We start from the raw sequence: 21,737 nt of genomic DNA on the forward strand, positions 1-21,737 counted from the left end.
TTCTTATTTCCCAATTCAAGCGTCTTTTTCTTTATTTAGCACAAAATATATCAGAAATTCTTTTGGCCAATCAAACAATGTAACAACTAGTATGAACGCTGAAAACTAATACGAGTATTCTTCCATAGTTAGCCAAATCCATATTTATTGATTCTACGAAAAAAGAAGCATATATAAAAATGCTTCTTTTTTCGATTATAAATCGGAATTTTATTCTTTTGATTTCAGTCATATTTAACAAAAAATATTATATTCTAACTAAACTTTTTTATATTTTTGTAAGAATATCCCAGCACAGATAGTTACTATCAATAAACCAATGATTACAGCAAAACTAGATTTTTTACTACTTGTTTTAGGAAGAATGCTTTTTGATTTATTTGTTATCTGTTTAGGTACAGCTCTCTTACTAATATAATTGGTTCTTTGTTCGCTGGATTCTCCTGTATGAGCAAATATTTGCAATTTTTGAGAGAATAGATTTCTAATTTTCTCTCTCTCTGTCTTCTCTGGAAAATTTTTCCACGGTGTTATATGGCTACCTGGTATAGATATATTTGTTTTTTCCGGTGTATAACTGTTTTTGATGTTATACCCGTCAATCGTCGTACTGTATTCGGGCACGTTGTCTTCCGTTACAGTATAGATGATTTCTTGCCCGTCTCTGTATTTTGGCAGATTTGTGAAACGATAGCGCCAATCATCTTTTTCACTTACTTCTTTGTGTTGGATCGGTTGACCGTCGGCTAATAGATTTACTGTGATCGTCGTCGGTCGTTTGCCGTCTTGGTTCTCATTGTCTTCCCATGTTTTTTGTCCTGAGACTGAAATGACTTCTTTATTCTCATTTGTAACGACTAGCCCGTTTTCAATTTTTTGATAACCTGAAGGGACATAATCATTTCCGTTTTGATCTACTTCTTGCACTTTAAACGTATATTCGTTTCCACTATCATCATACTGTTGGATATCTTCCCAAGTCACTGAAGTTATTCCATTGTCTAATCGTTTTGTTTCTGCATCAGGAACTGGTTCCCAATTGTTTGTACTTGCTCTGAATAATTAAAAAATAAATACTCGGTCTTGGAGTGGTTCCACCGTTCCAAATTTTAGTTGCTGTGATGTTCGTAACCTTTTTCTTGTTATAAATAGGTAAACTGACTCCCTCTGTATCATTTTCGTTTATGGAGAATTTGAGTTCATTTGAACTTAGTGGATCAAAATCAATCCAATTGGGTGCTTCTTTTTCTTTTACAACATAGTCTCCTACTTGCAGGCCTTTGATACTAGCTTCTCCCTGTTCATTCGAAGTCAACAGGATACTAGACTGTCCTTGAATAGGCTGTTCATCTGCTCGTCTTAATTCGAAAGTCACATTTGGGATACCAATCTCTGTGTCATTAATATATTTGAAAATCTTCAATTCGCCTCTAACTGTACCGTTGACTCCACCAGAAGCTGAAATATTTTTAACTGTATGATTGAAACTTTCTCCATCAACAGCAGGTTTATTAAATTCTTTAAACCAAGCTTCCGAATGATTCTCAAAATTTATTTGTTCTGGGTTTTCTATGATCGTCTTATAACTCACCATTATTTTCCTAAGATTGACAAAGTTTTTTGGTATAGTTATTTCAATGTAATTATCAGTTACTGAAAAATTAAATGTAGCGCCGGGGAAATCTTGTAAAAATTGTTGGATTCCCTCTTCTCCTCTATAAACCTTCTGTTCACCTAAGTGTATTTGATTAATTTCAAACGTACTTGGATCTAATCTTTGTCCACTTTGGATTTCATCACTGATTTTAACTGGTTGTTCAACATAAGTGCCGTTATTGTTAATATTCAAAAACCATCGAATGTGCTTAGTATCTTCAGGTAGCATGTCTCCTGTTTTATAATAAAAAACGCTAGAAGAAGAACCAGAAGCTGGCTTTGTCACATTATAGTAGCTGTTTTATCACCGCTCGTCACGGTGAATGGTCCCGTATTTTCTTCACCGGTATCGGTTACGTTTCTGGCCTGTATCTCAAATTGCCCCCAACCTTCTACTGAGTCTAGGTTTTTAATATTTTCATTAAACACAACCTGCGCAGAATCTTTTCTGACCGTTAAAGTTCCAACATTTTTATTTTCAATCATTAGTGGGATTTCTTTTTGGAATCCTTCACCGCGAATATTTCCTTCACTTGACCAATTGATCCAAAGATAATCACCTGGCTGGATATTTTGTTTTTTTTCGTCAAACGAGAATTTTATTTTTATGTTTCCTCCATCTGTAATATTTGTTGGATCCACGGTCAACGAAGTGACATTACTGCTGATATCTCTACCTGCATCCGCATAGACATGAACAGGAATCAGTGATGTTATATTAGTAATAATAAATAACAATGATAAAATAATATTTCTACACTTTTTCATTTTTTCTATCTCCCCTATTTTAACTAAAAATAATCCATACTATATTAGTACTCAAAAACCCTTGTTCTCAAATCCTCTATGTTCACTTTATTTTACTTATTGCTTTCATTTTTTCAAGCTATATTTCCAATTCTTGGCTTACAAAAATGCAACATTAATAAATAACGATAGTTTCATAAAATACACTTTTAATTAACATTATTATTTTATAATAGCTGTTTTTATGTTAAACAAAGGATAAAACACAATATAAAAACAGTTGTTTCTTTATTTAAGAATTAAAAAATACAGACTCCGTTCAAATAAATGAACCTAGCCTGCATTATGTGATTGACTCTACTTTTTAATTCATTGAGATGAATAACCCGTTTTTATAAATGCCCAAAAGTAATCGGTGCCGAAGCCATTCCTCGACCTAATTCTTTTTCAAATTTTCCTATTGTTGATATCTCCATATAAAACGGTGATACTGGTTTAGACAATTCTCCCCTGATTGCTAACGGACGTAAACTACGTTCCAAATTATTTATGACTTTAGGATAATACTGACCTTTTTCTAAGCATGTCTTTGCGTCTATCAAAAGTATACGTTCCTTTTCTTTGATCTCTGGATTTAAAACGAGATCATATAATTTTAGTACCATGTTTTCTATTTCTTCACTTTTAGACATCACAATTTCCTCCCAAAAATATATTTCTTCCCACTACATTCTATAAACAAAGTATACGCTACATCTAGATTTTTTTAAATCATTACTGATTTGTTAAAACCTTTCAATACACTGTTATGGCAACGATTTTTATTTTAAAAACATTCTAAATTAAATCAGTAAAAATTTTTATTCTAAGATTTTTATTAGAATTACGCCTAATTTGTGTCTCTCAGGGCAATTCTAAGAACGTTTCAAGAGATAGCGACACTATCGTTATCGAAAAAGGCGAAAACCTATCTCATTTTCTGCTAATGTAAGTTGGTTTAGCTTTTGTTAATATGAATTTATGAAAATGGAGGTAATTAAATATGATTTTTCCTAAAGTTAATGACGCAAGCGTGAATAAAGGATCCTTTTTCCATATCTATGAAAACGAAGATTTTGAACTGTATAATATCCTTTCACAAAAAGAGGTCATCGAAAACCAAATAATCTGCCATCCAATTATTTACAAATCTATTTTCAAGCATGCATTTTTTGCTTCCAATGATTTTCAAAGAATGGAGATTACCGACTGTATATTCGAAAACTGTGATTTTTCAGGCTGTATATTGACAAAAAGCATGTTGCATCGCGTGAAATTTGTCAATTGTAAATTAACAGGTACTAAATTGATGGAAAGTTATATTGGGAACACGTTATTCGAGAATTGTAAAATGGACTATGTAAATTTATCTGGTTCAAACATAAAAGAAAGTAACTTTGAGCACTCTGTCTTATCAAGCGCAGATTTTGTAGACTGTTCCCTCACTAAAACAATGTTTTATACTAATGATCTAGAAAATACTAGCTTTTTTGATACTGATTTAAAAAATATTGATTTAAGTAACAACTCCTTTGAAATGATTGAAGTACGCCCGGAACATCTAAAAAATTGTACGCTTAATCAGTTGCAAGCACTTGGTTTTGCTAGAAAATTTTTACAATTTGATTTGTCAAATTAAGCTAGACAAAATATCTTCATTCATGTAACTCATAAATACTTCCAGGGGTGTTTGATAATCCAAGGACTTTCGTGGAATATTGTTTCTCTTATTCGCCACTGAAGAGATAAAAGCTTGGTCGACTTGATTAAAATCCATGTTTTTTGGCAGACCATCTTTTCGCAGCAAGCCATTGGAATTTTCATTCAGTGCTCGTTGCGAAGGAGTCCCTGGATCAGCGAAATAAATAGCGATGTCATGTTGGTTACTTAAAGCCTTCCAATTAGAGAATTCTTTCCCACAATCAAAGGTAATGGATTTAAATAAATGTCTGGGAATCGATCCAAACCAGTGGTTCAGAGTATTCTCAATATCGATCGCCTTGCGCCCCTCGGGCTTCAAGGTGATGATGATTTTCGATAGACGTTCTACCAAAGTTATGACAGCACTCTTATGATGAATGCCTACAATGGTATCGCCTTCGATATGGCCGAACTCTTCTTTAAATGTCGGGTAATCAGTTTCTCTTTCAACGATATTCCGTTTAAAAGCCTGTTTTCCTCGGCGTTCTTGATGTCCATTTGGTTTCCGCTTACCCTTCATGGGCAAAGTCGATTCATCGAACACCTTTTCCTTGAACTGGCGATAAAGGGTTCTTACGGAACAGCTGATTGGTTTCTCTTTACGCCCAATGATAACGTCTGGCGTCCAGCCTTGGGCAATTTTTTCTTTAATGTAGGACTGTTGTTTCTTTGGCAAGACGATGTTTCGTCTGCCACACCGTTTCTTATTTTCTTTATACTGTTGGTAGTATTCAAGGGCCGTATGGCCTTCTTTCAAGAAATTAATGACGTTATAAATCGGTGTTCGAGATCGTTTCAGGTACTCAGCAATTTTCACAATTTTGATGTTTTGGTGGTAGTAAGACTCTATCATCACCAGTTCATCCGTGGTAAGATGGGTGTAGGTCATTCGTGATCACTCCTATGTTTTCTTTAGTCGGAATTACATTTTGAGTGTAGCACGAATGGCTTATTTATTTGTCTAGCTTAATTTTACAATCGGCGCAAATAAAAGTAGTATAATCAAAATGAATATATAAAATAAATTTTTAGCAATACAAATATTCATAAAAAAACATTGCCTATTTTAACTCTTCATGTATACTGACTCTATCTTCAAAAACTGAATAGTAGGAGTTATTATCATGAATAACATTTTAGGAAAAAAATAGAACTAAAAAAAGGGATATTGGGCACTATTGTCGTTGTACTCGGTTTGTTAGGGTTGCTATTTGCGCCATCCATCATTAGCATTTTTTCTTTAACTATCACTGGATTTATAGCATTTATACTTGTTTTTGGTAAAAAAGATACGAAAAATATGTTCTCGAAACCTGTCGCTCCTGTCAAAAATATAGCCAAATATTTTTTTATCAATGTAGTAATCAGTGCCGCAGTCTCGGTATTTTTGCAACAAATTTTGAAATGGGGTTTAACAGGCAATCCAATAAATGAGGCTTTCAGCCCGTTATTATTTATTATTTTGCCTATCATGATACTTGGAGAAGAATTGTTCTCAGTGGATTTTCTCGCTATTTTTTCTAGTAAGTTCAGCATTCCTGTCGCTAGTTTCTTGTCAGCAATCATCTTTGGATTTATCCATTACAGTACTTATGATAATGGAAATATTTTACACACTGTAGCACACATCCTTTTGATACAAGGGGTGGCAAGATTGTTATTCAATCAAGCTGCCATTAAAAGCAACTCGATCATTACAAGTTGGGCAGTTCATGTGATATTTGATTTCACAGCTATATTGCTAGTCGTTTTATTCTCCTAAATTTTTATAGAAATAATACATGTTCTATTGCTAAGAAAGCATACTTTATTTCCTTTAAACAAAAAGACAGATGTATCAATGGATTAAAAATCCTTGATACATCTGTCTTCTCTTTTAATGCCAGCTATAGGGATCGAACCTACGACCTACGCGTTACGAGTGCGTTGCTCTACCAACTGAGCTAAGCTGGCCTTATCCAAAAGAAATTATATACTCTATTTGGCTGATTGTAAAGAGTCCGATGGAAAATTAGTTTAATTTCATGATATTTTTCATAAAACGTGGTATAATTGATGTGAAAGGCAGGTTTTATGAAAATGGCAACTTTTGGAAAATTTGATACAACTATCGTACCATCGGAAATTGGTGAAAAATTCAAGATCAATACTCACGTAATGTTCACAATTCACGGCAAGTCGCAAACTGGAACGATTTCAAAGCAATTGAAAAATTCCGCTGTTGTTGAGATTGATGAAACTGCAGAAAATGCGAACTTGATGACGCAAAGTAAGGGTGTAGTAATCGTTAACTACAAAGAACTAAAAAAGATTTGAATTTGACCATCTCTGCATTTTTGGGATGGTTTTTTTATATGCAAACGAAAGCTGTGAAAAAGCTGTTCTGCATCAAACATTAAAAATGACCAAAAAAGGATGTGACAAAAGCTGTGTCACACCCTTTTTCGTATTTACTTATTTTGTACCAAACAAACGGTCACCCGCATCCCCTAGTCCAGGAACGATATAACCATGTTCATTCAATTTTTCATCTAGAGAAGCTGTATAGATGTCAATATCAGGATGCGCTTCTTGCAAAGCTTTTACTCCCTCAGGTGCTGCTACCAAACAAACAAATTTGATGTTCGACGCGCCACGTTCTTTCAATGCATCGATTGCCATGATTGCTGATCCGCCTGTTGCCAACATTGGATCTACTACAAACAACTGACGTGCATCAATGTCTTCTGGAAGTTTGACGAAATATTCATGTGGTTCCAATGTTTCTTCATCTCGATAAAGACCGATATGTCCCACTTTAGCAGCTGGAATCAATTCCAAGATACCGTCAACCATTCCAATACCTGCGCGCAAGATTGGAATAATCGCTACTTTTTTACCAGACAACGTTTTTTGTGTTGTTTCAGTGATCGGTGTTTCGATCACGATGTCTTCCAATGGCATATCCCGTGATACTTCATATGCCATCAACATAGCGATTTCATCGACTACTTCACGAAAAACCTTTGTTCCGCAGTTTTTGTCCCGAATAATAGTTAGTTTGTGTTGAATCAATGGATGATCGATCACTTGAAATTTGCCCATTTTTTAAGCTCTCCTTTGTTCTGTCGTTTCTTTTTAATTGTAAAACAAAATCAAGTGATTGACTAGTCAAACTCGCCATTTTTCCTAAGAAAATCCGTTTTTGAAAAGAAGTTTTCCTGCGGACAAGCAAAGCTTATTCTTTTTTCTTGATCCAAGAAGTAGATAATGCCATTGCTGCACGCGTTGCCTTTGTCTGATCCATAGCATTTACCATGACAAAATCATGGATGATTCCTTGGAAGCGTACTTGTGTAACAGGAACCCCTGCATCACGAAGTTTGCGCGCATAAGCCTCACCTTCATCTCTTATAATACATCCGCTTCTCCCGTTAAAATCATTGCTGGAGGAAGATCATTTAGTTCATTTATATTTGCTCTCAAAGGCGAAGCTGTGATTTCAGCACGCTCTTCTTCATTCGTCGTATATTGGTCCCAAAACCACATCATTCCTTCTCTTGTCAAAAAATAGTTTTCTCCGAATTCATGATAGGAATCTGTATCAAAATCAGCGTTTGTGACTGGATAATACAGCAATTGCTTGGATATTGGGAGGCCCTTTCGTTCTTTTGTTAAGATCGTCATGACTGTAGCCATGTTACCACCTACTGAATCTCCTGCAACGATTAGATTCTCGAGATCCAGATTTTTTGACTTGGCTAATTTATTCAGCTGTTGCAACACAGCATAATTTTGTTCAATTGCTGTTGGATATTTTGCTTCTGGTGATCGACTATATTCTGGATAGACAACGACGGAATTCGTACGAACCGCAAGTTCTCTGATCAATTTATCATGGGTTTGAGCACTGCCAAAAACCCAGCCTGCTCCATGAATATAAAAAATAACTGGTAATTTATTCATATTCCCTTCTGGTCGTACGAGACGAATATTGAGTTTTCCCCATTCGCCAGTATCCACCATCAAGTCTTCAATATCGACGGAATATTTGTTCACAGGTGATTCTTGTACTTCTTCTAGTAAAGCTCTTCCTTCTTCCGGTGCTAGTTCATAGATACGCGGATGAGGCGCATTTGCATCACTGAATGCTACTGCTTCCTTTTCTAACGAGATACGATCAGTCATGACTTTTCCTCCCTGAGATTTAGTGTGAAGACTAAAATTACACCTCATATACTAGAGAGCATCACCGATATTGTCAAAGAATCCGTTTTCCCAAAAAATAAACAGAAAAAAACAGAAAAGCCCAACATTGAACTTTTCTGTTTACTAATGGAATTTAAATTTTTATTTTTTATGCAACGGAAATTTTTCAGTTAATTCGCGTACACCTGTTTTGACTTCGTCTAGTTGAGCGTTATCATCTTTTGCTTGTAATGCTTTGACAACTAGTTCAGCCACTTTTACAGCATCTTCTTCTTTGAACCCGCGAGTAGTGATTGCTGGCGTGCCGATTCGAATACCGCTTGTTTTGAATGGACTTAGTGTTTCAAAAGGAATCGAGTTTTTATTTACCGTGATATTCACACTGTCCAAAATGCTCTCTGCTTCTTTTCCATTTATACCTAACTCGCGAACATCGATCAACATCAGATGATTATCTGTCGCCCCTGAAATGACTCTGGTTCCAATTGCTTGATTGAACACTTTGACCATTGCTTTTGCATTGGCGATGATTTGTTCACTATATTCTTTAAATGCAGGATCTAATGCTTCTTTGAATGCTACTGCTTTACCTGCAATCACATGCTCTAGAGGGCCGCCTTGAATACCAGGAAATACCGCACTATTTATTTTTTTTGCTAATGCTTCATCGTTTGTCAAAATCATGCCGCCTCGAGGGCCACGCAATGTTTTATGAGTGGTAGTCGTTGTGATATCTGCATAAGGAACTGGATTAGGATGAAGTCCTGCTGCTACTAATCCTGCGATATGTGCCATATCTACCATCAGTTTTGCGCCTACTTCATCTGCGATTTCTCTGAATTTCGCAAAGTCGATCGTTCGTCCGTAAGCACTGGCACCTGCTACGATCAATTTTGGTTGATGTTTTCTAGCTAAAATACGTACCACATTATAATCAATAACTTCTGTTGTCGGATCAACACCGTAAGCAACAAAGTGATAGGTTTTGCCACTGAAGTTGACTGGTGATCCATGTGTTAGATGTCCGCCTGCGGAAAGATCCATTCCTAAGATCGTGTCCCCTGGTTCTACCAAAGCGAGATAAGCAGCCGTGTTGGCTTGAGAGCCGGAGTGAGGCTGGACGTTCGCAAATTTCGCTCCGAATAATTCTTTTGCACGGTCAATCGCTAAATTTTCAACGATATCGACAAATTCACACCCACCATAATAGCGATGCCCTGGATAACCTTCTGCGTATTTATTTGTCAAGATACTTCCTTGTGCAGCCATCACTGCTTCGGAGACAAAGTTTTCAGAGGCAATCAGCTCCAAATTATGTTCTTGTCTTTCTTCTTCTTTGGCGATCGCAGCCCAAAGATCAGGATCAAACGTTTTGTAATCTACCACAAACAACAGCTCCTTTTTATTTTCCTACAATTTTATTTTTCCCATCAAAAACAAATTGCCAAATATTCGTATCTCTTCTATTACGATTAGTTACGCTTAGTTTTTCGTTCACTGATAGAAGATTTACTTGATAGCATTGTATCATACTAAAAGAATGCGACAATAACCAATTGATCATTTTTCAAAATAATTTTGTCCTGCTGCTTTTTTCAAGCGATTCATATAAGCATTCCCCAATCCAGTTTCTGGATATACTTGTACAAAAATCAAATCTAATCCAAGTGTTGGTTCATCTAATCCTCTTAGACCTGCAAACAATCCTTTAGCCGCCGCTTCTACTGAGTTGTCGTTATACATATAAACAGCTGCAGTATCTGTCCGCACTTGATCCGCAATTTCGGGGCTTGCTATGACACCTGCACGGATCTTCTTATTTTTTGCCCATTGAACTGCAGTTGACCAATCGCCATCTCTGACCATCAGAACACGTGTATCGGGTGAGTAGTGTTTGTATTTCATCCCAGGCGCTTTTGGTGTTTCATTTTCTTTTACAAGATGCTGATCAATAGCAACAGGAGATTCGATGACTGCTTCGATTTGTTCTTTCGTTACTGCACCTGGTCGTAAAATCATAGGCATGGCTGTTGGATCACTTAAATCAAGAACAGTGGATTCTACACCAATTCGCGTAGCTCCATCATCAATAATCCCGGTAATTTTTCCTTGTAGATCATGATATACATGATCTGCAGTCGTTGGACTTGGTTTTCCCGACGTATTTGCACTTGGACCGACAAGCGGAACACCGGAAAGTTCGATTACTTCTAGTGTTTTTTTGTTATCCGGCATACGAAATGCAGCTGTGGATAATCCTCCCGTCACAACTGAGGGCAAAGTGTCTTTTTTGATCTTAAATATCAAAGTTAGTGGTCCAGGCCAGAAGTTCTTCACAATCTTCTCTGCTGCCGGATGAAAGTTGTCCACATACTCTTTTACTTGTTCAAAAGAGGCGACATGGACGATTAATGGATTATCTTGCGGTCTCCCTTTTACAGAAAACACTTTCTTGACAGCGTTTGGTAAAAGAGCGTTGGCGCCCAATCCGTATACTGTTTCGGTAGGAAAAGCAACAAGTTCTCCTTCTTTCAGTGCTTCGGCTGCCTCTTGCAATTCTGTTTCATCATATCGTTTCGTTTCCACAGTTTATCCACAACCCCTTTTTCATACATTCTTATTTTGTCTGAGTTTATCCTCAAGTTTTCCACTGTTTGTGGATAATCTATTTGTCAATAGTGGATAAACTTGTTGATAAACCAAAAAGTCGTTTACATCCTTGTCAAATAAGTGTTTTTTTATAATAAAAAAACAAATAAAAAATTTTTCATCCACAACTTCAACCATAAACTTGGATCATTCGTTCATTGCCAAAAAGATCCTTTTTTATCGCCACTTTTTTATCTGGAAATGCTTGCTGAAATATTTTTTTTACTGCTTCACCTTGGCGAAATCCGATTTCTAAAAAAATCTTTCCATTTGATTTTAGTACGCTTGGTGCTTCAACTGCTATTTTTTCATAAATAGCTAATCCATCGTTCTCAGCAAAAAGGGCTATTTTAGGTTCGAATGACCGGACACTTTCATCCATCAGTTCCCATTCATTCCGACTGATGTACGGCGGATTAGAAATAATCACATCAAATTGCTGATCCATTACTGGTCCTAATGTATCTCCATGATAAAAACTGATTTTCGTTCCTTCTTTCTGAGCATTTTCTTTCGCTACTTCTAATGCTTCTTCTGAAAGATCCACAGCAGATACATGCCAATTTCTTCTTGCTGCTTTCAAACTAATAGCAATTGCTCCAGTCCCTGTCCCAATATCTATCACTTCTAACGGTACATCAGGCGTCTCGTCTAAACACCATTCGACTAACTCCTCTGTTTCTGGTCGAGGGATCAGTGTTGCTTCAGTTACCTTTAACCGATGATCATAAAAATCTGCATATCCTAGCAAATACTGAGGTGGATGATCTGCAAGCAGAAGTCGTAGATCGGTTTCGATCAACCGCTGTTCTTCTTCTGAAATCTCTTCGTTCATATGAAGGAGCCAATCAAGTTTTTTCCATTGTTTTCGTTCCAAAAATAAAAATTGGATACTATATGCTTCTTTCCCATGATCCTCTAAAAAAGAAGAAGCCCGTGACAGGACTTCTCGATAGGTCATTTTACCCATTTTGCATAGCTTCCAGTTTTGATGTTTGATCATACATGATCAATGCATCAACGATCTCATCTAATTTCCCTGCTAAAATCTGATCTAATTTTTGGATAGTTAATCCGATACGATGATCAGTCACACGATTTTGCGGGAAATTATACGTCCGGATCCGTTCTGAACGATCCCCAGTTCCGACTGCTGATTTTCGATTGGCATCATACTCGCTTTGTGCTTCTTGCTGGATCTTATCGTACACACGAGCACGCAAGATTTTCATTGCTTTTTCACGGTTCTTGATTTGAGAACGTTCATCTTGCATAGCAACAACGATCCCTGTTGGTAAGTGAGTCAAACGTACAGCAGATGCTGTTTTATTGACGTGCTGTCCGCCAGCACCTGAAGCATGATAGATATCTGTACGGATATCTTTGTCTTCAATATCGATCTCTACTTCTTCAGCTTCTGGCATCACGACAACTGTTGCGGTGGAAGTATGGATACGCCCTTGCGATTCAGTTGAAGGAACACGCTGGACGCGGTGCGCACCACTTTCATATTTTAATTTCGAATATACGTTGTCTCCGGTGATCATCATGATCACTTCTTTATATCCACCGATTCCGGTAACGTTAGCTTCCATCACTTCTGTTTTCCAGCCTTGTGCTTCAGCATACTTTTGGTACATATTGAAAAGATCGCCAGCGAATAATGCTGCTTCGTCTCCGCCTGCTGCTCCACGGATTTCCATGATGATATTTTTATCGTCATTTGGATCTTTTGGTAAAAGCAAGATCTTGATTTTTTCTTCTAAGACTTCTTTTTCTTTTTTTAATTCAGATAATTCTTCTTTTGCTAGTTCAGCCATTTCATCATCCAGTTTTTCACCAAGCAGTTCTTCTGTATCGGTGATTCCTTGTACTACTTCTTTATAACGACGATAAACTTCGACTGTTTCGCGCGTGTTTGCTTCTTCTTTTGAAAGCTGCATAAAACGCTTTGTATCAGAAATCACTTCTGGGTCACTTAAAAGTTCTCCAAGCTCTTCATAACGGTCTTCAATTGCTTGTAATTGATCGTACATGCTTATTCTCCTTCTGTAATCATTGATGGGTGAAAGTAATGTTTTCGACAAACGGGGTAATAAGCTTCATTTCCGCCAATTTGCACTTGATCGCCTTCATAAACAGGGTTTCCATCAATATAATGTAAATTCATGATTGCTTTTTTGTGGCAGAACCAACAGATTGTTTTCATTTCTTCGATTTTGTCTGCATAAAGCAATAAATATTTTGATCCTTCAAATAACTCGTTTCGAAAATCATTTTTCAAACCAAATGCCATAACCGGAATATCCAATTCGTCCACAATTCTCGTAAAAGCAATGACATGTTTCTTTTTTAAGAATTGCGCTTCATCGATCAGCACACAATAGGGTTTGCTTTCCATTTTCTGAATTACGTCAAATACGTCTGTTTCTTCAAATATCGGCATCGCATTACGTTTCAGTCCGATTCGGCTTGAAACAACGCCTAAACCATCTCTTGTATCAATACCGCTTGTCATTAAGACAACTGGCTTATTTTGTTCTTCATAATTATGTGCGACTTTTAGGATCTCGATCGTCTTGCCGCTATTCATTGCGCCATACTTAAAAAATAGTTGTGCCATGCTCTTTTTCACCTTCCAGTTTGTTCCTATGGTATTATACTTGATTTTCAGCATTTTTTACAGTGAGAATTTTCATCAAGCACAGATTAGTATTAAATCTATTGCTCACTTTTGTTCCAATTTTTTGACAAGAACTAAACATGGGTTCTATTCATCCCATAAATTTGGAAAAACTTCCAACCTTGAAAATCCTAATGATTCGTAGAAACAAATAGTTTGATCATATATAGAGTAGTGCCCCTCGTCTACAGTCTTCACTTGCAAATATTTGTAATGTTTTGCTGCGTAACCTTCTGCTTCTTTAAAAAGTTTTGTTCCTAATCCTTGGTGATGATAGTCTTTTTTTATTCCCATACAATAGATTTCGGCAGTATCTTCACTTGTCTGTGAAAGAGTGATAAAGCCTAAATATTCTTCTTTTCTTTTTTCACACCATAAAGGTAGTTTACTTGATTCCTCGATATATTTTTCCGTTGATTCAGGAAGCCCAAACCACTCAGGCAAGTCTAGTAATATTTCTCGGACACACTTTCCTTTTTCCTCTCTATCTTTTACAAACGATATCGGCATATTCTTTCTAGATTCTCCCTTTTTGAATTGAGTATAGCATGCTTTCTTTCTTTTCACGTGCTATAATAAGTTAAAATTTCAAAGTTTTACGTAAGGAGCTATTTGATGACAAAAAATATTTTTGATTCCATCGCTAACAATTATGATTCCCCTGACCGTCAAGCATTAGCCAAGATTATTCGCGAAGAACTAACTACTTATCTACCGCGCGACAGCCACCAAAAAGTCCTGCTGGATTACGGAGGCGGAACTGGGCTTGTTAGTTTACCGCTTGCGGAAAGATTCGAAGAACTGATCATTGCCGATGCTTCGGAAACTATGCTGAAAATGGCAGAAGAAAAGATCCAAGCAGCAGATCTGAAAAATGTCCGAACGATCCACGCTGATGCTTCTGTCGAATTTCCTGCTGTCCAAGCTAATCTCATCCTTCTATCACTTGTACTTTTACACATTCCTGATACGGAGAATATTCTTACAAAACTTTATGAAATTTTAGCTCCTGGCGGTCAATTGATCATCGTAGACTTTGACAAGAATGAACAAATTAGTCATCCGAAAGTCCATAATGGCTTTAGCCAAGAAGAATTGAATAATCGATTGGAAAAAACGGGCTTTGTCTCTGCTACTAGTCATACCTTCCATCGTGGGGAAAAGCTATTTATGAACAAAAACGCTTCGCTTTTCTTATCCATCAGCCAAAAAGCTTAAAATGAGATTGCAAAAAAAGTGAGCAACTCCAAGAAATAAGAAGGAATTTTCGGAAAAAGAAGCTGTGACAAAAAACATGTCACAGCTTCTTTTTATTTTTTTATCACATGATTTTGATTTCTGAAAGAGGCCAATAACGGAAAACAACTTTTCCTTGGATCATATCTTTGTCGACTAACCCAAACATTCGGCTGTCTTTTGAAATCAAGCGGTTATCGCCTAGAACAAGATACTTTCCTTTTGGCACAGTATATTCAAAGTCACTCGTAAAGGTGGATGAACTTTCTGCTTGTGCTTGGAATCCTGAGCTATAAGCATATTCTCCTTGTAACTTATCTTCTGAAAATTCTTTTTTGAACTCATCCAGATAAGGTTCATCATACTTTTTGCCATTAATGGTCAACTGGTCATTTTCCATCTTGACTGTATCTCCAGGCATACCGATGATCCGTTTAACAATCATCCGTTCTTCATCCCCCGGTTCCTTTGTAGTAATAATATCCATTCGTTCATAGTTTGAGATCTTAGATGAAATCAATCGTTGTCCATCACTTAATGTAGGGTCCATCGAATGCCCGTTTACAGTAACTGGTGTAAACACGTACACTCTAGCTAATAAAATAGCCGCTAATACAAGGATCAAAATCCCCCAATTTTTCAAAAATTCTTTCACAGCTTACCTCCTACTTGTATTTTCCTCGTTATTTATTACGTTTTTTCACAATACTTCGTTGTACTTTCTTTATTCTACAATGTTTATAAATGAAAGGAAAGAATAAGTGATGTGTTCGTCTTATCTTTCTCGTTATATAAAAAAGGAACGTGACAAAAGACGTGTCACATCCCCCTTATTCCGAATAAACGTTTTTATCGCAACCACTGATACACGGCGTTTCATCACATTATGAATGTCTTCTTCTTTGGCTACGACTATAAACCACTGGTTCTTCCTGCGACTGTGCCTTTTTTGCAATCAGTTTCAGACGATAAGGCTCATGATAGCGTAACCCGTCTTTGACAAAATCACCGCCGACGATGAACAATCCTACAGGTTCCAATGTGTCTTCTGTTGAGTCAAGTCGAATGGTCCCTACTTTTTCCATGTCCGAGTAGCTTCGTCCAATATTTAGAACATACTCTTTCTCTCCTGTTTTCTTGACATAGTAATAAGGATACAATGTATTTCTGTCGACCAGAAATCCATCCATGCGACCGAGTTCATTTGTTTTGATCTCACCATTTCCAATCAAATACCGCATATTCTCGGCTAATTTCAATTGATAATCTTCGTCATAAGAAACCATGACCTCTTGTGTATTCACTTTATCGATCGAATTTCCATTATCTATCGATTCTTCTGTCTGGATGTTGAACGCTTCATCAGGTAAATACTTCACAAAAAGCTGAGTGACATCGGCTTTCGTGTTTTTATCTAAAAAGTAATAAAATACATTTAAAACAGTAAAATAAACAAGCACTAGAAATGCAAGTCCATATAAGAAAAATTGAAGATAGTTTTGGTTTTGCCAAAGTCCATAAACAATTCTCAATAAATAAAGCGTGGGAATCACACTTAAAATCGTATATCCACGGTTAAGATATTTAGGACTGATGTCTAAATAGCCAAGGAATTTATGCACCCCGTTGATAAGGTCTAGTAAAAATGTCATTGAGAATCACCTGCTTGCTGGTTATACGTTTGTGTATTTCCTGAATCTTGGTTTTGCTGTGCTGTACGTGCTGCATCATCATTTTGCGTGTTATCATCTACAGTCGTACTGCTTGGTATCGTTTCGGAGCTAGCACTTGTATCCGGACTTGTACTTGGATTGGTTGAATCCGATGGAGTGCCATCTGGTACCGTATTACTTGTTTCGCTTGAGCTGTCAGTTGTATATGTCTCATCATACGACGAACTAGTTGTTGTATCGTCCCATGTACTTGTCGTAGTGGTTTCATTCAAACTTTCCGTTGTTGTTGGTTCAGATGTCGAGACTGAAGTAGTTGGTGTTGTTTCTTCTACAGTACTAGAACTTGAACTTGGTGCACGGTAGCTGGAACTATTCACAATACCTGTAGTAGTCGCGACAATCGTCGAGATTGTTAATACAGCGATTGGCTTCAAAATAGGTGCTACTTTTCGCATCTTATCTCTTCCTTCATTGAAATTTATTCTTGTTTCCTTACTTTACTACGGACAAATTATACAGTCTACCTTATTTCTACCATAAATTCTTTATTTTTTTCTTACGTTTTTCCGAAAGATTTCTTTAATTTTCCTCAAAAACTACGGTTGATGTTTTTAAGTAAGCTTTTGCTTCCCGATTGATTTCTTTCAGATCGCATCCTTGCTGCTTGGCAGCGAACACGCAACCACAATAACATTGGCGATAAATATCATACTCTTTGCACATTTGCAAAGAGCGTTCATAGCCTTTGTTTTTCTTGAAATCACTTGGCAAGTATTGTGTCCCGTAAATCTTTTGGATATCCATTCCGATCTGATTGATCAAAGCTGCATTTTTCTTTGGCGAGATGGTCAGGGCACTTCCAAAGTAATCGTATCCTAGTTCTTGCGCTTTTTGCGCAACAAGATCTAATCGCATATTGAAGCATGCACTGCAGCGAGCACCACCTTCTTTTTCGTTTTCAAGATGGTTTGTTAAAACCATTTTGGTGAATTCATTTGGACGGTATTCATCAACGATTAGCGCAACATGATGGTCAGTTTTCTCATTAAATTGGTCTACAAATCGTTTTTGTTCATGTAATCTTCGCAAATACTCACTTTTAGGATGAATATTCGAATTTGAAAAAAATAACGTAATCTCTGCATATTGAGACATGAATTCCAATGTGTGCGTACTGCAAGGAGCACAGCATGTATGTATTAATATCTTAGGCTTTACTTCTTCTTTCTCCCATTGCATGATCATTTTTTTCAGAACTGTATCATAATTTATTTTTTGATTTTTCATTTTCTCTACGATTTGTTGAGCATTAATCAATTTGTTATTCCTCCTCCTTCTTTTTTCTAGGATTTGCCTTATTATAAGCCATTTCTATTTTAATCGAAAGCTGTATTGTTATCTGTTTAATAATTTCTTTGAGTATTCCTAATTCCCCTTGTATACTGGTAGAAACGACTATTGTCAGGAGGATAGTACTGTGCATGTTGATTTATTCTTTCGAAGGCTGCAGCGGCGAGGACAGAAGTTTGCTGCCAATCATTTCTCATCGATCCAAATCATCGTTTTTTATTATATATTGATGACGGTCTTATCACTCGTTCTATTTTATATGCCGATTTTTCGCGAACCAGATAGCCATGTTTCTTTTGTGGACATGCTGTTCATGGCAATCAGTACAGTGAGTGTGACTGGACTATCGACTTTTGATATCAATTCTGTGTTCAATGATAACGGTATTATACTGCTGGAAATATTATTTCAAGTTGGTGGTTTGGGGATCATGATGATTTCTACTGCTTTTGTCATTTTTTCTAAACGACGAATCACACTGAAACAGCGACAGCTGATCATGACGGATATGAATCAACCGCGTTTGTCTGGTATCGTCCGACTGATTCGGATCACTTTTGCTATTTTAATCTGGTTTCAATTACTTTTTGGGACATTCTTTTCTATTTATTTTTATTACAGAGGCTATTTTGATCGTTGGCGTGATGCCGTTTTTTACGGTTTTTATCAGGCGATATCGGCTGTCACGAACTCTGGGTTTGACGTCACTGGGGATTCCATCAAGCCCTTTGCACATGACTATTTTTTCTTGATCCTGATCATGTTTTTGATTTTTGTCGGAGGAATTGGTTTTCCTGTATTGATGGAGTGCCGGGAATGGCTATTATACAAACGTTCCAATGCGAAGCTTCCGTTTCGTTTTTCCTTGTTTACCAAATTAGCTGTGTTAGCTTTTGTTATCTTGTTTGTTTGGGGAACTGTCTTGATTTATCTATTGGAAAAGGACCATTTATTCCAAGATTCCAATATGAGTGTCAAATGGATCAATTCGATGTTTTATTCGATTACGACTCGTAATGCTGGTCTGCAGATTCACGATTTGGGTGATTTTCAAATCACAACACTGATCATTTTTTCTTTACTGATGTTTATCGGATGCAGTCCTAGTTCTGTAGGTGGCGGGATTCGAACAACTACTGTAGCAATCATCGGTTTGTATCTATATTCCTTCCTCAAAAGTGAAGATAACATCAATATTTTTGGACGGAGAATCGATCAAGATGATGTGCGAAAATCAGTCGTTGTCTTTATGCTTTCTCTTGGTATGTGTTTCTTTTGTATCGTTTTTTTATCTGCTACAGAGGAACAAACGCTAATCTCGATCATCATCGAAGTAACTTCTGCTTTTGGAACAACTGGTTTATCTTTAGGGATTACCGGAGACTTGTCTGTTGTGGGCAAAATCACGATTGCTGCACTGATGTTTATTGGGCGGATCGGAATGCTATATACATTGATGTTATTCGTACCAAAAGAAACACGAGATCTAGGCTATGAATATCCAAGCGAGAAAATTATTATCGGTTAAAATGGGAATATAGGTAAGAGGGAATAATAAAATCACAGCAGCTTAAAACAATCATTTTGTTTCAAGCTGTTTTTTTGTTAAATCATGCGATTTTGTCCGATTTCATGCACTTTCAGCCGTAACCTTTTCTTAAGAATAAGAAAAGCAATTTAACCTTTTTTTCAACATATGGTATGATTAGTTGAATTTATTCGTCAGCAAATCGTTTTTGGAGGTTACATAATGGGAATACGCAGTCATTTTGCGATTGCAGTTGGAAAAACGTCGCAATGGGCATTAAAAACTTTTTTTAAAGGCGGATCAAGTTTACCAGGTAAACTAGCGCTGAAAGTCGATCCACATATACTAGATAGTTTGGCAAAAGACTACCAAGTCGTCGTTGTCACCGGAACAAACGGTAAAACATTGACTACCGCTTTAACAGTCAATATTTTGCGCCAGCAATTCGATGAAGTTCTAACCAACCCTACTGGTGCGAATATGGTACAGGGAATTGTATCGACTTTCTTGCAGGCAAAACCAAAAAAAGGACAGAAAAAGTTTGCTGTCCTAGAAATAGATGAAGCAAGTTTGAGCAAAGTCACAGAATATATGAAACCAAAACTGTTCTTATTTACAAATATTTTCCGTGATCAAATGGATCGGTATGGAGAAATCTATACGACCTATAAAATGATTGTAGACGGTGCCGCAAAGTCACCAAATGCAACGATTATCAGTAACGGTGATTCACCAATCTTCAATTCTATCGAAACAGTCAATCCTAGAAAATATTATGGCTTTGACCATGAAGAAGATCGTGAACAAATGGCTCATTACAATACAGACGGTGTCTTATGTCCAAATTGTCATCACATCTTGCATTATAAAATGATCACTTATGCAAACTTAGGGAAATATTACTGTCCAAATTGTGACTTCAAACGTCCTGAATTGGATTATCGATTAACTGATATGGTACGGATGGACAATGTGTCAGCAGATTTCGTGATCGATGGTCATGAACACGGAATCGAAGTTGGCGGTATGTATAATGTCTACAATGCTTTAGCAGCTACTGCAGTGGCAGAGTACTTCAATGTCGATCCTGATAAAATCAAACAAGGTTTAGGATATGACGAGAAAGTGTTCGGCCGACAAGAAGTCATCAATATCAATGGGAAAAAATGTACATTAGTACTTGTCAAAAATCCTGTAGGTATCAATCAAGTAATCGATATGATTGGTCTAGCTCCTTATCCATTTTCTTTAGTGGCTTTATTAAATGCCAATTACGCAGACGGAATCGATGTCAGCTGGATTTGGGATGGTAATTTTGAAAACTTTGCTGATATGGATATCCCAGCTGTTATTTCTGGAGGAGACCGTCATACAGATATGACTTTACGTCTAAAAGTTGCCGGGATTCCAGAAAATAAATTGACAGAAACAAAAGAATTACCAGAAGTAATCGAAAAAATCAAAGAATTGCCAACTGAGCATGTCTATATTTTAGCTACTTACACTGCTGTATTGCAGCTTCGTAAAGAACTAGCTGCTCAAGGATTTATCAAAGGAGGAATGAACCGTGGCTAATTATGAACTCAATATCGCCCACCTTTATGGAAATTTGATGAACACATATGGTGATAACGGAAACCTTTTGATGTTGAAATATATAGCAGAAAAAATGGGGGTTTCTTGCCATACGGAGATCGTTAGTATACATGAACCTTTTGATGCTGATAAATATGACTTGGTTTTCTTTGGCGGTGGTCAAGACTTTGAGCAATTAATCATTTCAAAAGACATCCAGAAAAAGAAAGATTCTTTGATCAACTATATCGAAAATGATGGCGTCATGTTAGCCATTTGTGGTGGCTACCAATTGCTAGGTCACTACTACATGGGAGCTAATGGAGAAAAGATCCAAGGAATCAGTGCACTGGATCACTACACGTTAAGTCAGGAAAATAACCGGTTTATCGGTGATATCGTTATCCATAACGAAGAATTCAATGAAACTTATTATGGATTTGAAAACCACAATGGTCGGACTTTCTTAGGTGAAGGTGAACGACCTTTGGGGAAAGTGGTACAAGGTCAAGGAAATAATGGTGAAGACCAATCTGAAGGTGTCATTTACCGAAATGTCTTCGGTTCTTATTTCCATGGACCTATCCTTGCAAGAAATGAGAACCTGGCAGCTCGCTTGATCCGCCTAGCTTTAGAACAACGTTACGGTAAAGAGTTGGACCTGCCCTATCTTGAAGGACAAACAGCCTAGTTATTCGAAAAAGGGGAATGT

20 protein-coding genes, 1 tRNA gene and 3 pseudogenes are annotated in these 21,737 nt (G+C 36.9%); 7 read left to right on the forward strand and 17 right to left on the reverse strand.

Going from position 1 to position 21,737, the window contains the following annotated elements; genetic code table 11:
- Positions 1–258 precede the first annotated feature (258 nt).
- Both acm and RBL01_RS10045 read right to left on the reverse strand, forming a co-directional pair.
- Positions 259–2,424, reverse strand: a pseudogene (gene acm / locus RBL01_RS10040) (collagen-binding MSCRAMM adhesin Acm).
- A 371-nt stretch (positions 2,425–2,795) separates the two neighbouring features.
- Positions 2,796–3,095 (reverse strand): bacteriocin immunity protein, encoded by a 300-nt coding sequence (locus tag RBL01_RS10045; RefSeq protein WP_002318667.1) that lies wholly within the window; start codon positions 3,093–3,095, stop codon positions 2,796–2,798.
- 350 nt (positions 3,096–3,445) lie between these two features.
- On the opposite strand from RBL01_RS10045, the gene RBL01_RS10050 reads away from it, so the two are divergent.
- Positions 3,446–4,081 (forward strand): pentapeptide repeat-containing protein, encoded by a 636-nt coding sequence (locus tag RBL01_RS10050; RefSeq protein ID WP_307780872.1) that lies wholly within the window; start codon positions 3,446–3,448, stop codon positions 4,079–4,081.
- Here RBL01_RS10050 and RBL01_RS10055 read toward each other — a convergent pair.
- The gene (locus RBL01_RS10055; RefSeq protein ID WP_000222577.1) at positions 4,073–5,032 is read right to left on the reverse strand and encodes an IS30-like element IS1252 family transposase; all 960 of its coding nucleotides are present in this window, start codon (positions 5,030–5,032) and stop codon (positions 4,073–4,075) included. The two genes, RBL01_RS10050 and RBL01_RS10055, sit on opposite strands and share 9 nt — an antisense overlap.
- 235 nt (positions 5,033–5,267) lie before the next feature.
- On the opposite strand from RBL01_RS10055, the pseudogene RBL01_RS10060 reads away from it, so the two are divergent.
- Positions 5,268–5,905 (forward strand): annotated as a pseudogene (locus RBL01_RS10060) (type II CAAX prenyl endopeptidase Rce1 family protein).
- Between the two features lie 118 nt (positions 5,906–6,023).
- Here the strand turns inward: RBL01_RS10060 and RBL01_RS10065 are convergent.
- Positions 6,024–6,096, reverse strand: a tRNA-Thr gene (locus RBL01_RS10065).
- A gap of 120 nt (positions 6,097–6,216) precedes the next feature.
- Here RBL01_RS10065 and RBL01_RS10070 point away from each other — a divergent pair.
- Positions 6,217–6,459, forward strand: a complete 243-nt coding sequence (locus tag RBL01_RS10070) for a hypothetical protein (protein WP_002294094.1) — start codon at positions 6,217–6,219, stop codon at positions 6,457–6,459.
- 138 nt (positions 6,460–6,597) lie between these two features.
- Here the strand turns inward: RBL01_RS10070 and upp are convergent, their stop codons facing one another.
- The 9 genes and pseudogenes from upp to RBL01_RS10115 all read right to left on the reverse strand — a co-directional run bounded on the left by upp (position 6,598) and on the right by RBL01_RS10115 (position 14,173).
- Entirely contained in the window at positions 6,598–7,227 is a 630-nt protein-coding gene (gene upp, locus RBL01_RS10075; RefSeq protein WP_002294095.1) for a uracil phosphoribosyltransferase, read from the reverse strand.
- A 133-nt stretch (positions 7,228–7,360) separates the two neighbouring features.
- Positions 7,361–8,310: pseudogene (locus tag RBL01_RS10080) on the reverse strand (alpha/beta hydrolase fold domain-containing protein).
- A gap of 162 nt (positions 8,311–8,472) precedes the next feature.
- Complete coding sequence (gene glyA, locus RBL01_RS10085; RefSeq protein ID WP_002294099.1) at positions 8,473–9,717, reverse strand: serine hydroxymethyltransferase; 1,245 nt, start codon at positions 9,715–9,717, stop codon at positions 8,473–8,475.
- Between the two features lie 174 nt (positions 9,718–9,891).
- The gene (locus RBL01_RS10090) at positions 9,892–10,917 is read right to left on the reverse strand and encodes an L-threonylcarbamoyladenylate synthase (protein WP_002318664.1); all 1,026 of its coding nucleotides are present in this window, start codon (positions 10,915–10,917) and stop codon (positions 9,892–9,894) included.
- A 21-nt stretch (positions 10,918–10,938) separates the two neighbouring features.
- Complete coding sequence (locus tag RBL01_RS10095) at positions 10,939–11,118, reverse strand: hypothetical protein (protein WP_002300130.1); 180 nt, start codon at positions 11,116–11,118, stop codon at positions 10,939–10,941.
- The gene (gene prmC / locus RBL01_RS10100) at positions 11,111–11,950 is read right to left on the reverse strand and encodes a peptide chain release factor N(5)-glutamine methyltransferase (RefSeq protein WP_002318663.1); all 840 of its coding nucleotides are present in this window, start codon (positions 11,948–11,950) and stop codon (positions 11,111–11,113) included. Before prmC ends, RBL01_RS10095 begins: the two co-directional genes overlap by 8 nt.
- Positions 11,943–13,016: a peptide chain release factor 1 gene (gene prfA, locus RBL01_RS10105; RefSeq protein WP_002289676.1), complete on the reverse strand. Its 1,074-nt coding sequence runs from the start codon at positions 13,014–13,016 to the stop codon at positions 11,943–11,945. The genes prmC and prfA overlap by 8 nt, the downstream gene beginning before the upstream one ends.
- 2 nt (positions 13,017–13,018) lie before the next feature.
- Positions 13,019–13,603 (reverse strand): thymidine kinase, encoded by a 585-nt coding sequence (locus RBL01_RS10110; RefSeq protein ID WP_002289675.1) that lies wholly within the window; start codon positions 13,601–13,603, stop codon positions 13,019–13,021.
- A gap of 147 nt (positions 13,604–13,750) precedes the next feature.
- Positions 13,751–14,173 (reverse strand): GNAT family N-acetyltransferase, encoded by a 423-nt coding sequence (locus tag RBL01_RS10115; protein ID WP_002318662.1) that lies wholly within the window; start codon positions 14,171–14,173, stop codon positions 13,751–13,753.
- A gap of 105 nt (positions 14,174–14,278) precedes the next feature.
- Between RBL01_RS10115 and RBL01_RS10120 the strand changes: the two genes are divergently transcribed.
- On the forward strand, positions 14,279–14,881 hold the full coding sequence (locus RBL01_RS10120) for a class I SAM-dependent methyltransferase (protein ID WP_002318661.1): 603 nt from the start codon (positions 14,279–14,281) through the stop codon (positions 14,879–14,881).
- Positions 14,882–14,984: 103 nt separating this feature from the next.
- Here the strand turns inward: RBL01_RS10120 and lepB are convergent, their stop codons facing one another.
- From lepB to RBL01_RS10140, 4 genes are all read right to left on the reverse strand, one after another.
- Positions 14,985–15,554, reverse strand: a complete 570-nt coding sequence (lepB, locus tag RBL01_RS10125; RefSeq protein WP_002294105.1) for a signal peptidase I — start codon at positions 15,552–15,554, stop codon at positions 14,985–14,987.
- Positions 15,555–15,783: 229 nt separating this feature from the next.
- A complete protein-coding gene (locus RBL01_RS10130; RefSeq protein WP_002302142.1) occupies positions 15,784–16,551 on the reverse strand; it encodes a DUF6681 family protein in 768 nt (255 codons plus the stop codon).
- Positions 16,548–17,027: a hypothetical protein gene (locus RBL01_RS10135; protein WP_002294107.1), complete on the reverse strand. Its 480-nt coding sequence runs from the start codon at positions 17,025–17,027 to the stop codon at positions 16,548–16,550. The genes RBL01_RS10130 and RBL01_RS10135 overlap by 4 nt, the downstream gene beginning before the upstream one ends.
- Before the next feature lie 124 nt (positions 17,028–17,151).
- Positions 17,152–17,889: an epoxyqueuosine reductase QueH gene (locus RBL01_RS10140; protein WP_002287242.1), complete on the reverse strand. Its 738-nt coding sequence runs from the start codon at positions 17,887–17,889 to the stop codon at positions 17,152–17,154.
- Between the two features lie 160 nt (positions 17,890–18,049).
- On the opposite strand from RBL01_RS10140, the gene RBL01_RS10145 reads away from it, so the two are divergent.
- The 3 genes from RBL01_RS10145 (at position 18,050) to RBL01_RS10155 (ending at position 21,716) form a co-directional block, all read left to right on the forward strand.
- Positions 18,050–19,450, forward strand: a complete 1,401-nt coding sequence (locus RBL01_RS10145) for a TrkH family potassium uptake protein (RefSeq protein WP_002318660.1) — start codon at positions 18,050–18,052, stop codon at positions 19,448–19,450.
- 222 nt (positions 19,451–19,672) lie between these two features.
- Positions 19,673–21,025 carry a Mur ligase family protein gene (locus RBL01_RS10150; protein ID WP_307781006.1) on the forward strand — a complete coding sequence of 451 codons (1,353 nt, stop codon included), beginning with the start codon at positions 19,673–19,675 and terminating at the stop codon, positions 21,023–21,025.
- On the forward strand, positions 21,018–21,716 hold the full coding sequence (locus tag RBL01_RS10155; protein WP_002287245.1) for a type 1 glutamine amidotransferase: 699 nt from the start codon (positions 21,018–21,020) through the stop codon (positions 21,714–21,716). The genes RBL01_RS10150 and RBL01_RS10155 overlap by 8 nt, the downstream gene beginning before the upstream one ends.
- Positions 21,717–21,737 lie beyond the last annotated feature (21 nt).

The organism is Enterococcus sp. SB12, from assembly GCF_030910025.2.
GTDB classification, from domain to species: Bacteria; Bacillota; Bacilli; order Lactobacillales; family Enterococcaceae; genus Enterococcus_B; species Enterococcus_B faecium.